Below are 13419 nucleotides of genomic sequence, written 5' to 3'. Positions count from 1 at the left end.
GGTGCGGCGTCCGGAAGGAGAACAACGTGTCCATTCGCCAGAAGAGACTCGTCGACGTGCTGGGCCGGCGGTTCGCCGCAGCCGTGGTGGCGATCGCCGTGGGTATGGCCGCCCTGTTGACCGGTCCGACCGCGGCCCACGCGGCGGACAAGAACCCGTACTCGGCGTCCGGGCTCTGCGGGGCGGGGTACTACGTCCTCGACGTCAACCCGCAGGACGGCGACTACTACATCTACGTGCTCTACAACCGCAGCACGGGCAAGAACTGCGTCGTCACGCTGAAGCAGAACCACCTGGGCGTGAAGACCCCGGTGGACGCCCGGGTGAAGGTGCAGGGTGGTAGCTGGGTCGTCGACCGGGGCAGCTACAGCTACTACGCGGGCCCGGTCTACGTGAGCGCGGCGGACAAGTGCATCCAGTGGGGCGGGTACGCCTACTACTACCCCAGCGGTGGGTTCGACCCGTACTGGATCGGCTACGAGAGCTTCCCCGAGTTCTGCGGCTGATCGGGGGCGGCCGGTGTCCCGCCCCACAGGCGGGGCACCGGTCTGTTTTGCACGCGCGAACCTGGGTACCGCGCAGGAGCCTGCAAAACAGCCGCTCCACGGAGGTAATAGACCAAATGAGCAGCAATTTCGCCAAGGCGGCCAAGAATGCCGTGGATGCAGCCGCAGAGAAGGTGGCCGACGTCCTGGCCCCGGAGGTGCCCGGTGCTCCGGGCAGCGCCCCACCGACCGTCGCGGAGCCGACGACGCCACACGACCCGCTGCCACCGGGCAAGGAGCAGGGGGCACCGGAGACCCGCACCCCGACCGGCGCGAGGACCGGCGCGCCGTCGACCGCGAACGGCCAGCAGGGCGCCTTCCTCACCACCTCGCAGGGGGCACGGCTGCGCGACACGGACCACTCGCTGAAGGCCGGGCCGCGCGGCCCGGTGCTGCTCCAGGACCACCACCTGCGGGAGAAGATCACCCACTTCGACCACGAGCGCATCCCCGAGCGCGTCGTGCACGCCCGGGGGGCCGGGGCGCACGGCGTGTTCACCGCCTACGGCACCGCCGAAGGGGTCACGAGGGCCGGCTTCCTCAAGAAGGGGCGGGAGACCGACGTCTTCGTCCGGTTCTCCACCGTCCTCGGTTCGCGCGGCTCGGCCGACACGGTCCGCGACACCCGCGGCTTCGCGACGAAGTTCTACACCGACGAGGGCACGTTCGACCTCGTCGGCAACAACATGCCGGTCTTCTTCATCCAGGACGCCATCAAGTTCCCCGACGTCATCCACGCCGGCAAGCCGCATCCCGACCGGGAGATCCCGCAGGCCCAGAGCGCGCACGACACGTTCTGGGACTTCGTCTCCCTGCACACCGAGGCGCAGCACCACACGATGTGGAACATGTCCGACCGGGGCATCCCGCGCTCGTTCCGGACGATGGAGGGGTTCGGCGTGCACTCCTTCCGGCTGGTCAACTCCGCCGGGGAGACCGTGCTGGCCAAGTTCCACTGGAAGCCCAGGCTGGGCGTGCACTCCCTGGTCTGGGAGGAGGCGCAGTTGCTCGGCGGCATCGACCCGGACTTCCACCGCCGGGACCTCTACGACGCGATCGAGGCCGGCGCGTACCCGGAGTGGGAACTCGGCATCCAGGTCTTCCCCGACATCCCGGAGGAGACCTTCGCCGGGATCGACCTGCTCGACCCGACGAAGATCGTGCCGGAGGAGCTCGCCCCGGTGCAGCCGGTCGGGAAGCTGATGCTCAACCGCACGCCGACGAACTTCTTCGCCGAGACCGAGCAGGTCGCCTTCCATGTCGGCCACCTGCCGCCGGGGATCGACGTCACCAACGACCCGCTGCTGCAGGGCCGGCTGTTCTCGTACGTCGACACGCAGCTCACCCGGCTGGGCGGGCCGAACTTCTCGCAGATCCCGATCAACCGCCCGCACGCCGCGGTCAACGACATGCTGCGCGACGGCTTCCACCAGGACGCCGTCCACGCCGGGGTGGCGCCGTACCGGCCGAACTCGCTCGACGGCGGCAACCCCTTCCCGGCGGGCGACGCCGAGCACGCGTTCGTCGACGTGCCGGTGACGGTGGCGGAGGCGCCCAAGGTGCGCGCGAATTCGGCCTCGTTCGACGACCACCACAGCCAGGCCCGCCTGTTCTGGCTGAGCATGTCGCCGGTCGAGAAGGAGCACATCGTCCGCGCCTACACCTTCGAGCTCGGCAAGTGCTACCACCAGGCGATCAAGGAACGCCAGCTCCAGAGCCTCGCCAACATCGACCCGGTGCTCTGCGCGCAGGTCGCCACCGGCCTGGGTCTGCCCGCGCCCGAGCCGACCGTGCCGCTCGCCGACGTCGCGCCGAGCCCCGCGCTGTCGCAGGTGGGCCGGCAGTGGCCGACCGACGGCCGCACGATCGGGATCGTCGTCGGTCCCGACAGCGACCTCGACGGCGTCGGCCAGGTGCGCCGCGAGGTGTTCGCCGTGGGCATGGTGCCGCTGCTGATCGCCCCGCACGGCGGCATGGTCGGGGATCTGCCCGTGCAGCGGACCTTCGCCACCGGCCGATCTGTCGAGTTCGACGCGCTGTTGCTGGCCGCGGCGCCGGCGCCGGCTCCGGACGCGCTACCCGCGAGCGACGCCAAGGCGGGCGCGGCGGACTCCGCGTCCGTGGACCCGCGCGTGCTGCTTCTGGTGCAGGAGTGCTGGCGGCACGCCAAGGCCGTCGGCGCGTGGGGCGCCGGCGTCACGGTGCTGGATCAGGCGGGGGTGACCGGCACACCGGGCGTCGTCACGGGCGACTCCGGAACCGAGGTCCTCACCGCCGTGCGGCAGTTGATGACCGCGCACCGGGTGTGGGAGCGGTTCCCCGCATCCGTCGCCTGACCGGCCCGCCCGTTCGGAGACGAGGGGCCGTCCTCCGCGTCGCCGGAGGGCGGCCTGATCGGGCCGCTGCTATCGTCGTCGTCCCGGGTGGTCGGCCCGGCCACCCACCATGAACAGGCGGTCCCGGTGAGCCGAGTACGTGCCGTCCTTCCGCCGGCCCTGCTGGGCCTCGTCGTGGTCGCGCTGGTCGTCTCCGGCATCCGGCCGTACGACCGGCTGACCTGGCTGCTGGAGACGGTCTGGGTGATCGTGGGGATCCCGGTACTGCTGCTCACCTGGCGGCGCTTCCCGCTGAGCACGCTGCTGTGCTGCCTGCTCGCGGTCCACGCGCTGATCCTCATCGTCGGCGGCCACCACAGCTACGCGCGCACCCCCGTCGGCGACTGGGCGCGGGACGTGTTCGACCTGTCCCGCAACCCGTACGACCGGCTCGGCCACTTCGCTCAGGGGTTCGTGCCGGCCGTGCTGGTCCGCGAGATCCTGGTCCGCCGCTCGCCGCTGCGGGGCAGCCGGTGGCTCGCCCCGCTCGTGGTCTGCGCCTGCCTGGCGTTCAGCGCCTTCTTCGAGATGATCGAGTGGTGGGCGGCGGTGGCCGGGGGATCGGCCGCGGACGACTTCCTCGCCACCCAGGGCGACGTCTGGGACACCCAATGGGACATGTTCCTGGCGCTGGTCGGCGCGGTCACCTCGTTGGCGCTGCTCAGCCGGCTGCACGACCGCGAGCTCCCGCCACCGGCCCCCGCCGACCCGGCTGCCGGGCGCGGCGCCCGGGTCGCCTGGTCGGCGGGTCCGTCGGTGCGTCAGCCGGGACCGCCCGCCTGACGCACCACGCCGTCCGGCGACCGCCCGGCCGAGCCGTGCCTCTCCCGCCTCGCGGCGGCGAGGTCGGCGTCGACCATCGTCTCCACAAGAGATCGGAATTCGCTGCGGGGCTTCCATCCGAGCAGGGACCGGGCCTTCGACGCGTCCCCGACCAGCAGGTCGACCTCGGCGGGGCGGAACAGGCGCGGGTCCTGCGCGACGTGCCGGTCCCAGTCCCCGATCCCGACGCGGTGGAAGGCGACGTCGAGCAGGTCGCGCACGGAGTGGGTGACGCCGGTGGCGATCACGTAGTCGTCCGGCTCAGCCTGCTGGAGCATCAGCCACATGGCCTCGACGTAGTCGCCGGCGAAGCCCCAGTCCCGGCGCGCCTCCAGGTTGCCCAGCGTGATCCTGTCCTGTAGGCCGAGGGCGATGCGGGCCACGCCGCGGGTGATCTTCCGGGTGACGAACTCGTGGCCGCGCCGAGGGCTCTCGTGGTTGAACAGGATCCCCGAGCAGGCGTGGGCGCCGTACGACTCGCGGTAGTTGACGGTCATGAAGTGGCCGAAGACCTTCGCGACCCCGTACGGCGAGCGGGGGTGGAAGGGGGTCGCCTCGGTCTGCGGGACCTCGCGGACCTTGCCGAACATCTCCGAGCTCGACGCCTGGTAGAAGCGGACGCGGCCCATCTCGTTGTGGGTGTGGATCTGGATCGCTTCGAGCATCCGCAGCACCCCGATCCCGGTGATCTCGCTCGTCAGCTCGGCCTGTTGCCAGGACATGCCCACGAAGCTGACCGCGCCCAGGTTGTAGACCTCGTCGGGCTGGGCGGCGTCCAGGGCGCTGATCAGGCTCGGCAGGTCGCGAAGGTCGCCGTCCAGCAGCCGCACCGACGGGACGATCTGCTTCAGCCGGGGGACCCGGGGATTGTTCTGTCCCCGGACCAGGCCGAAGACCTCGTAGCCCTTCGCGATCAGCAGCTCGGCCAGATAGAGGCCGTCCTGACCGGTGACACCCGTGATGAGAGCGCGTGGCACGTGAACTCCTCGTTGGCCCCAGTGGGCCACCTAGGTCCCGTCCTGACCGACGATCTCCAGGTCCGGCAACGGGAATATCAGCTTCCCACCCTTCTCCAGGTATGCGCGTTCGCGCTCGACGAACACCTCCCGGAAGAACCACGGCGCCACCAGCATGTACTCCGGGTGGTCCGAGCGCGCCTGTTCCTCCGAGATGATCGGGACGCCGATGGCGGCGATCCTGCGGCCGATCTTGGCTGCCTGGCGTTCCACGGCGAAGGGCAGGTCCGTCACGTCCAGGTCGGCCGCCTGCCAGATGGTGCCGCCCCGGGTGCTGGCGCCGTAGATGTAGCAGCGCTGCCCGGCGGCGTTGATGTCGTCGACCAGCCGACGCAGGTCCTCGAACGCTTTCCTCGCCCGCGCCGCGAACCCGAGCCAGACCTCGGGCCGGTGCAGCGCGGCCTCCTCCTCGCGGCGCCGCTGCCGCGCCACGGAGTCCTCGACCGGCCGGCTGCCCTGCCGGGAGACCAGGGTGCGGAACGACCCACCGTTCACGGTGGACAGGCGTACGTCGTTGACCTCCAGACCGTGCCGGTGCAGCAGGCTCTCCAGCGCCGTCAGCGACCAGTAGGTGAGGTGCTCGTGGCACACGTTGTCGACCGCGCCGAGCGTGACCATGGTCAGGGCGTAGTTCTGCTGGATCAGCCAGACGCCGTCGTCGGCGAGGACCCTGGCGACGTCGGCCACGAAGTGGTTCGGGTCGTCCAGGTCGTAGAACATGGAGACGCTGGTGACGACGTCGAACCTCTCGTACTCCCCGGCGGGGTGCGCGGTGCGGAAGTGCTGGGAGTCGAAGAAGTCCGTGACGACGCGGTCGGCGTGCCGGCCCGACTCCCGGGCGAAGGCGCGCACCGGGTCCACGCCGACCCGGTGCACCCGTTCGGGCACGAACGACAGCAGCGTGCCGTCGTTGCAGGCGATGTCCAGCCACCGCCGCGCGTCCGGCCGGCTGTCCAGCGCGTGGTCCACCACGGTCCGCAGGTCCTCGCGGATCGCCTCGTTGGTGCCGGACCGGAAGCCGTAGCGGTCGTGGTACATCAGCTCGCGGGGGGTGGTGTCCCGCAGTTGCGCCAGTCCGCACTGCTCGCACAGCACCAGTACCAGCGGCCACCGGGGCGGACGGAGGTCGTCGTCCCGGAAGTCGCTGAGGTACTGGTCGCCGAGGTCGAGGACTTCGGTGAGCCCGGCGGCGTGACAGGATCGGCAGATCACAGATGCCTCCAACGGCCTGGTTCGTCGGGTGCTGGACGCGGGGGCGGCCACCCGCCGGGTCGGCCGCGAACCCGCGGCGGCCGACCGTCGCGGGCCGCCCGCCGCCGGGCCCGGCTTCAGAGCAGGTGCGCGTTGCGCAGCACGACGGGAAGGAACGGGTGTAGCAGGCCGGACCCGGACTCCTCGAGCTGCCGCAGGTCCGCCCGGGAGTGCCAGCGGACCCAGCCGTGGGTCCGGTCGGCGGGGGTCAGCGAGCGGGCCTCCTCGTCGGTGCACTGGTACGTCATCAGGGTCAGGATGGTCTGGAAGCCACGCTCCTCGGGGGGGACGCTCCTGGTGCCCCACCTGACGTTGTAGGTGTGGTTCAGGACCAGCCGGGACCGATCGGCGTCGAGGTGAAGTTCCCGGCGCAGCGCCCGGACCGCGCTGTCGGTGAGCGTCTCGCCCACCTTCATCCGGCCACCGAAGACCCAGAACATGTTGCGCAGCGGCAGGTCCTCCCGGTAACCGAGCAGCACCCGGCCGTCCGCGGTGTGCGGTATGACGTCGACGTTGGCCTGCACCAGGTTGTCCAACGCTCGGGCGTAGTCGTCCTCGGCCAGGCCGAACTCGGGCACCTCTCGGTGCGTGAAATCATCTTCCACGAGCTCGTGGATCACGGGTTTCACAAGGCACGCTCCTGGCCGTGGCGTACGGGTTGGTCCCGCCCGGTGGCGGGTCTCGGCGCGCCCTCGCTCGGAAGGGCCCCGGGAACATCCGGTGCGGGGTGACTGGGCGGCATGAGCCGCCCGGCGAGATCTGTTCGGTGACGTGACCGCGGAAGGCGGTGGCCGGTCGCGGCACCGCAGGGTTTCGGAACTATCGGTGACTGCCCGACAGCAGCGCGTCAACTGTTCCACACGCATAGCCGACTGTCCATACCTTGCCGTGCAACTACCACGGCGCCGGCGGAACTCTCGCCGAGCGGTGGGCGCGTCGGCCGTCTACCGTTGTCCTCCGGTCCGCGGTTCCGCGCGATTCGGCCGCGCGGCCGTGTCGTCGTGCGTCCGCGCTCCATGGGGTGTGCCGGCCGGCGGGCCGGCTCGCCGGCCGCTCGGGTGGTGTTGGCGTGACGAGTGGTGCGGGTGACGCCGAACTACCCCCCGCATTGCGAGATTGTTACATCCTGGGGCCGGTCGAGCCTTGCGATTGGCCCTCCACCAGAATACGTTGCCTCCAACAACAAAACCGAGTGAAGGTCATTCCCTTCCGGAGGCACCCATGACGTTGGCGAGGTGGTGCGAACGATGAGCGACGTGCCCATCCTCCTGGAGATGCGCTCCATCACCAAGGAGTTCCCCGGAGTCAAGGCCCTCGCCGACGTCAACCTGGTGGTGCGCGCCGGCGAGATCCACGCCATCTGCGGGGAGAACGGCGCCGGCAAGTCCACTTTGATGAAGGTGCTCAGCGGGGTCTACCCGTACGGCACCTACGACGGCCAGATCGTCTACCAGGGAGCGGAGACCCGCTTCTCCGACATCCGCGCGAGTGAGAGCGCGGGCATCGTGATCATCCACCAGGAGCTCGCGCTCATCCCGGACATGTCGATCACCGAGAACATCTTCCTCGGCAACGAGCCGCGCAGGCGGGGCGCGATCGACTGGAAGTCCGCGAACCGGATGGCGCTGGACCTGATGGCCCGGGTCGGCCTGGATGAGGACCCGGACACCCTGATCAAGGACATCGGTGTCGGCAAGCAGCAGCTCGTGGAGATCGCCAAGGCGTTCGCCAAGGACGTGAAGCTGCTCATCCTGGACGAGCCGACCGCCGCGCTGAACGAGGCCGACTCCCGGCACCTGCTGGACCTGCTGCGCGGCTTCCGCGCCCGGGGCGTCACCTTGATCATGATCTCGCACAAGCTGAACGAGATCGAGGCGATCGCCGACCAGATCACCATCCTGCGCGACGGTCGGACGGTCGAGACCCTGGACGTCAAGGCCGACGGCGTCGACGAGGACCGGATCGTGCGCGGCATGGTCGGGCGCGAGCTCGGCAGCCGCTTCCCGGACCACACCCCGAAGATCGGCGAGGTCTTCTTCGAGGTCCGCAACTGGAACGTCCGGCACCCGATCTCCGCCGACCGCCAGGTCTGCAAGAACGAGAGCTTCGTCGTACGACGCGGCGAGATCGTCGGCTTCGCCGGGCTGATGGGCGCGGGCCGCACCGAGCTGGCCATGAGCGTCTTCGGCCGCTCCTACGGGGTGTACGAGTCGGGCACGATCATCAAGGACGGCAAGGAGATCGTGCTCAAGTCGGTGGCGGACGCGATCTCCCACGGACTCGCGTACGTCAGCGAGGACCGCAAGGCGATCGGGCTGAACCTGCTCGACGACATCAAGACCTCGACGGTGGCCGCCAAGCTGTCCAAGATCACGCACCACGGCGTGCTCGACGAGGTCGAGCAGTACCAGGCCGCCGAGGCGTACCGCAGGGAACTGCGGACCAAGGCCCCGACGGTCGACGAGGGCGTCTCCAAGCTCTCCGGCGGTAACCAGCAGAAGGTCGTCCTGGCGAAGTGGATGTTCACGGACCCGGACCTGCTGATCCTCGACGAACCGACCCGCGGCATCGACGTGGGCGCCAAGTACGAGATCTACGGCATCATCCAGCGGCTCGCCGACCAGGGGAAGGGCGTCGTCGTCATCTCCTCGGAACTGCCTGAGCTGATCGGGCTCTGCGACCGCACCTACACCGTGTTCGAAGGTGCCATCACGGGCGAGATCGCCCGGGCCGACGCGGACCCGGAGACCCTCATGAAGCAGATGACCTCGACGAAGAAGATGCAGACACGATGAGCCGGATCAAGGACCTTCAGAAGAACCTGTTCGGAGGCACGACCTCCAACGCCCGTCAGTTCGGGATGATCTTCACACTGGTCGCGATCGTCGTCCTTTTCCAGATCCTGACCGACGGCCTGACCCTGCGGTCGGACAACCTGATCGCGCTGTTCCAGCAGAACTCCTACATCCTCATCCTGGCCATCGGCATGCTGATGGTGATCGTCGCCGGGCACATCGACCTGTCGGTCGGCTCGGTCGCCGCGATCGCCGGCATCCTGGTGGCCAAGTCGATGGCCGACTGGTCGCTGCCCTGGCCCGCCGCCATCGCGTTCGGCCTGGTGATCGGCGCGGTGATCGGCGCCTGGCAGGGCTTCTGGGTGGCCTACATCGGAGTGCCGGCGTTCATCGTCACCCTGGCAGGCATGCTGCTCTTCCGGGGCGGCAACCAGTTCATCGGCAACGCGAACACCATCCCGGTGCCCGAGGGCTTCCGGGTGATCGGCTCCGGGTTCCTGCCCGAGGTCGGCCCGAACACCAGCTACAACAACCTGACGCTGCTGCTGGGCCTGGCCGCGTGCGCGGCCGTGGTGTGGCGGGAGCTCCAGTCGCGCCGGACGCGCCGGGAGATGGACGCCGCCGCGGCCCCGATGTGGATCTCGATCCTGCGGATGGCCGTGATGATCGGCGTGATCATCTTCGCCTCGATGCGCTTCGCCAGCGGTCGCGTCGGCACCAGCTTCCCGGTCTCCGGGATCATCCTGGTGGCCCTGGTGCTCGCGTACTCCTTCTACACCCGCAACACCGCGGGCGGCCGGCACATCTACGCGGTGGGCGGCAACTCCCGGGCCGCCGAGCTGTCCGGCGTCAAGCTCAAGCGGGTCAACTTCTTCGTCATGATGAACATGTCCGTGCTGGCAGCCCTGGCCGGCATGATCTTCGTGGCCCGTTCGGCGGCCTCCGGTCCGCAGGACGGCAACGGCTGGGAACTGGACGCGATCGCCGCGGTGTTCATCGGTGGCGCGGCCGTCTCCGGCGGCATCGGGACCATCAGCGGCTCCATCGTCGGTGGTCTGGTCATGGCCGTGCTCAACAACGGCCTGCAACTGCTGGGCGTGGGCACCGACCGCGTCCAGATCATCAAGGGCCTGGTCCTGCTGCTGGCCGTCGCGCTCGACGTCTACAACAAGAGCCAGGGACGGTTCTCCGTCATCGGCAGCCTCACGCGTTCGTTGCGCCGTGACGGATCCGGCACACCCACCGCACCACCCAAGGTGGACCGCGAGCCCGCCCGCACCAAGGTTCTCGGCTGACGCCCACCGACCTTCTCTTCCCGTACCACCTCCGTAGAAGGGCACTACTCCCATGCGCAACTTCCTCGGCAAGTCGGTGGCCATCGGTGCCATCGCGGCGCTGGCTCTGACCGCCTGCGGCTCCGGCCGCGACGAGGAGCCCGGCAGCTCCGGCGGCGACGCCAAGGGCTTCGCGGCCAACTCCCTGATCGGCGTGGCCCTGCCGGCCAAGACCTCGGAGAACTGGGTCCTCGCCGGTGACCTGTTCACCAACGGCCTCAAGGAGGCCGGGTTCTCCAGTGACGTGCAGTACGCGGGCGCGTCGACCACGGTCGCCGACCAGCAGGCGCAGATCACCGCCATGGTCACCAAGGGCGCCAAGGTCATCGTCATCGGCGCGACCGACGCCGCGCAGCTGTCGACCCAGGTCGCCGCGGCGCACCAGGCGGGCGTGAAGGTCATCGCCTACGACCGGCTCATCACCAACACCCCGGACCTCGACTACTACGTCGCGTTCGACAACTTCAAGGTCGGCCAGCTCCAGGGCCAGGCCCTGCTGGACGGCATGAAGGCCAAGAAGCCGAACGGGCCGTACAACATCGAGCTCTTCTCCGGCTCGCCGGACGACAACAACGCCGGTGTCTTCTTCAACGGCGCGATGGACGTGCTCAAGCCGGAGATCGACAAGGGTAACGTCGTCGTCGGCTCGAAGCAGGTCGACGTCAAGCAGACCGCCATCCAGGGCTGGAAGGCCGAGGGTGCGCAGGCCCGCATGGACCAGCTGCTGACCTCGACGTACGGCAACAAGGAGCTGGACGGGGTCCTCTCCCCGAACGACACGCTCGGCCGCGCGATCATCACCTCGATCAAGGGCGCCAACAAGCCGATCCCGGTCGTCACCGGCCAGGACTCCGAGGTCGAGTCGGTCAAGTCCATCATGGCCGGCGAGCAGTACATGACGATCAACAAGGACACCCGGAACCTGGTCAAGCAGACCATCACCATGGTGAAGGCCCTGCAGGCCGGTGAGAAGCCCGAGGTGAACGACACCAAGTCCTACAACAACGGCAGCAAGGTCGTCGACACGTACCTGCTCCCGCCGGTCGCCGTCACCAAGGCCAACGCGGCCGAGGCCTACGCGAACGACCCGAAGCTCGCGCCGCTCACCAAGTGAGCACCGCGAGGTAGCCAGCGGCGAAGGGTCCCGGAGTCCACTTCCGGGGCCCTTCGCCGTGACGGCGTCCACCAGCGACGCCGAGCCGATCCGGGGGAGGAGGCCCGACCGTGGTGACACCCACCCGGCCCGGGCAGGCGCGGGATGGCCGCGACCCGGAGCGTGCCGCGCCGGGCGCGCCCGGCATGACCCAGGAGGAGACCCGCCGGCGGAACCTCGGCGCCGTGCTGCGTCACGTCCACGTGCACGGCCCGACGTCGCGCGCCGAGCTGACCAGCCGGTTCGGCCTCAACCGCAGCACCATCGGGGCGCTCGCGGCTGACCTCACCGCCGCCGGGCTGGTCACCGAGGAGGCGCCGACCAGCGCCCGCCGCGCCGGCCGGCCGTCGCTGGTGGTGCGTCCCCGCTCGGCACAGGTGTACACGCACGCGCTGAGCGTCGAGGCGGACCGGCTACGTGCCGCCCGCATCGGCCTCGGCGGTCGCATCCTCGACCTGCGCGAGGTCGACAGGCCCGGCGGGATGTCAGTCTTCGACGCGATCGGCCCGCTGGCCGGCCTGGTCCGCGACATGCAGCGCGCCGTCACCGGCGAGGCGCTGCTGGTGGGCGGCGCGGTCGCGGTGACCGACACGACCCGTGACCGTGACGGGAGGATCCGGATCGGCGGTCCCGACGAGCCGCTGCGCGCCGCGTTCGAGGCCGAACTCGCCGTGGGCCCGGGTCTCGTCGCCGGAGACCTGGCCGACATCGCCGGCTTGGCCGAACACGTCCGGGGCGTGGCGGTGGGCGTCGACGACCTCGTCTACCTGCACGGTGACCTCGGGGTCAGCGCCGGCATCATCGTCGGCGGCCGGCTGGTTGTCGGCCATCGGGGGCACGGCGGCAAGGTCGGCCACATGGTGGTCAACCCGTACGGCCTGCCCTGCGGCTGCGGCTCACGCGGCTGCTGGGAGACCGAGATCGGTGGGGCCGCGCTGCTGCGGCATGCCGGCCGGGAGCCGGGCGGGCCCCCGGCGGTCGTCGAGGTCCTGCGCGCGGCGGCCGATGGCGACCGCACCGCCCAGGCGGCGGTGCGGCAGGTCGCCGACTGGCTCGGCTTCGGCGTGGCAAACCTCGCGAACGTGGTCAATCCGGGCCTCGTGGTGTTCGGTGGCTCGTTGCGCGACATCTACGTCGCCGGGGCGGATACCGTCCGTCGCCGCCTGGACACCATGGTGCTGCCCGCCTTCCGCGAGCACCTGCGGCTGCGGGCGGCGACGCTCGGCCGCGACGCCGCCCTGATCGGCGCCGCCGAGCTGGCCTTCGCCAAACTGCTGGCGGACCCGCTGAACGTCGGGGCCGCAGGCCGTTCGCGGACCGACCCCACGCTGCTGGCGGACCCGCTGAACGTCGGGGTCGAGGGCCGGTCGGGGGCCGACCCCACCCCGGCCTGACCGTCAGCCGGGGCCGGTTGCCCGGCCCGGGGTGCCCGTTGCGGGCGCCGCCTCGGCGAGCGCGGTCCGGATCATGTCGAGCAGCGGACCGTCCGGGTGCTCGATCCACTGCTGGAGGGCGACGCGCAGGGTGGCCAGGCAGGTCGCCGCCAGGACCCGCGACCGCAGGGCCACCTCCGGCCCGGTCAGCCGGTGCGCCAGCTCGGCGGCCAGCTCCCGTTCGACCGTCGTGTACGCCGCCACCTGGTGGGCGAGCAGGCCCGGGTGCCGGCGCACCCGTCGGCGTTGGGCCAGCCAGGTCGGCGCCAGGTCGCTGTACACCTCGGTGGTGAGGCGCTCCGCCGCGCGGCTGAGCACCGTCCACGGCTGCTCGCCGGCCGGCTGGTCCCGGATCAGTTCCAGCATCCGGCGCAGCCGCACGGTGTCGCCGTAGAAGATCGCCTCCTCCTTGCTGGAGAAGTAGTTGGAGAACGTCCGCCGGGAGACGTCGGCGGCGTCGGCGATCGCCTCGACGGTCACCCGGTCGAGGCCCTCCTCGGCGGCGAGGCGTAGGGCCGCCTCGTGCAGGGCGAGGCGGGTGGCCGCCTTCTTGCGTTCCCGTAGCCCGGCCTCGTGCATGCCGCCAGGCTACGCGGTGGTGACCTAGTTCTCAACGCGCAAATTTGCCCGCTGCGCAAGATTGTTGGATAGTTGCATGCGGCAACCATCAGGAACCGGGAGGGTAAGCGTGGAAA

Annotated in this window: 11 protein-coding genes; 7 read left to right on the top strand and 4 right to left on the bottom strand. The window is 70.2% G+C overall.

Annotation, left to right across the window (positions count from 1 at the left end; genetic code table 11):
* Nucleotides 1-26 precede the first annotated feature (26 nt).
* From OG617_RS32965 to OG617_RS32955, 3 genes are all read left to right on the top strand, one after another.
* Nucleotides 27-506: a hypothetical protein gene (locus OG617_RS32965; protein WP_405096901.1), complete on the top strand. Its 480-nt coding sequence runs from the start codon at nt 27-29 to the stop codon at nt 504-506.
* Between the two features lie 116 nt (nt 507-622).
* The gene (locus OG617_RS32960; RefSeq protein ID WP_405096899.1) at nt 623-2881 is read left to right on the top strand and encodes a catalase; all 2259 of its coding nucleotides are present in this window, start codon (nt 623-625) and stop codon (nt 2879-2881) included.
* Nucleotides 2882-3007: 126 nt separating this feature from the next.
* Complete coding sequence (locus OG617_RS32955) at nt 3008-3703, top strand: DUF2238 domain-containing protein (RefSeq protein ID WP_405096897.1); 696 nt, start codon at nt 3008-3010, stop codon at nt 3701-3703.
* Here the strand turns inward: OG617_RS32955 and gmd are convergent.
* The 3 genes from gmd to OG617_RS32940 form a co-directional block, all read right to left on the bottom strand.
* Nucleotides 3682-4719 (bottom strand): GDP-mannose 4,6-dehydratase, encoded by a 1038-nt coding sequence (gene gmd, locus OG617_RS32950; protein WP_405096895.1) that lies wholly within the window; start codon nt 4717-4719, stop codon nt 3682-3684. The genes OG617_RS32955 and gmd overlap by 22 nt on opposite strands.
* A gap of 30 nt (nt 4720-4749) precedes the next feature.
* A complete protein-coding gene (locus OG617_RS32945) occupies nt 4750-5970 on the bottom strand; it encodes a class I SAM-dependent methyltransferase (protein ID WP_405096893.1) in 1221 nt (406 codons plus the stop codon).
* 116 nt (nt 5971-6086) lie between these two features.
* Nucleotides 6087-6638 (bottom strand): NUDIX domain-containing protein, encoded by a 552-nt coding sequence (locus tag OG617_RS32940; RefSeq protein ID WP_396672368.1) that lies wholly within the window; start codon nt 6636-6638, stop codon nt 6087-6089.
* 618 nt (nt 6639-7256) lie between these two features.
* Between OG617_RS32940 and mmsA the strand changes: the two genes are divergently transcribed.
* The 4 genes from mmsA to OG617_RS32920 all read left to right on the top strand — a co-directional run bounded on the left by mmsA (nt 7257) and on the right by OG617_RS32920 (nt 12685).
* Complete coding sequence (gene mmsA / locus OG617_RS32935; RefSeq protein ID WP_405096891.1) at nt 7257-8804, top strand: multiple monosaccharide ABC transporter ATP-binding protein; 1548 nt, start codon at nt 7257-7259, stop codon at nt 8802-8804.
* A complete protein-coding gene (gene mmsB / locus OG617_RS32930) occupies nt 8801-10099 on the top strand; it encodes a multiple monosaccharide ABC transporter permease (RefSeq protein ID WP_405096889.1) in 1299 nt (432 codons plus the stop codon). Before mmsA ends, mmsB begins: the two co-directional genes overlap by 4 nt.
* Nucleotides 10100-10151: 52 nt before the next feature.
* The gene (locus OG617_RS32925) at nt 10152-11252 is read left to right on the top strand and encodes a substrate-binding domain-containing protein (RefSeq protein ID WP_405096887.1); all 1101 of its coding nucleotides are present in this window, start codon (nt 10152-10154) and stop codon (nt 11250-11252) included.
* 110 nt (nt 11253-11362) lie between these two features.
* Entirely contained in the window at nt 11363-12685 is a 1323-nt protein-coding gene (locus OG617_RS32920; protein ID WP_405096885.1) for an ROK family protein, read from the top strand.
* 3 nt (nt 12686-12688) lie between these two features.
* Here OG617_RS32920 and OG617_RS32915 read toward each other — a convergent pair whose 3' ends face one another.
* Nucleotides 12689-13303 carry a TetR/AcrR family transcriptional regulator gene (locus OG617_RS32915; RefSeq protein WP_405096883.1) on the bottom strand — a complete coding sequence of 205 codons (615 nt, stop codon included), beginning with the start codon at nt 13301-13303 and terminating at the stop codon, nt 12689-12691.
* Between the last annotated feature and the right edge of the window lie 116 nt (nt 13304-13419).

This window comes from Micromonospora sp. NBC_01412, assembly GCF_045040215.1.
Classification (GTDB): Bacteria; Actinomycetota; Actinomycetes; order Mycobacteriales; family Micromonosporaceae; genus Micromonospora; species Micromonospora rubida.
This window is presented reverse-complemented; position numbering and strand designations above follow the sequence as displayed.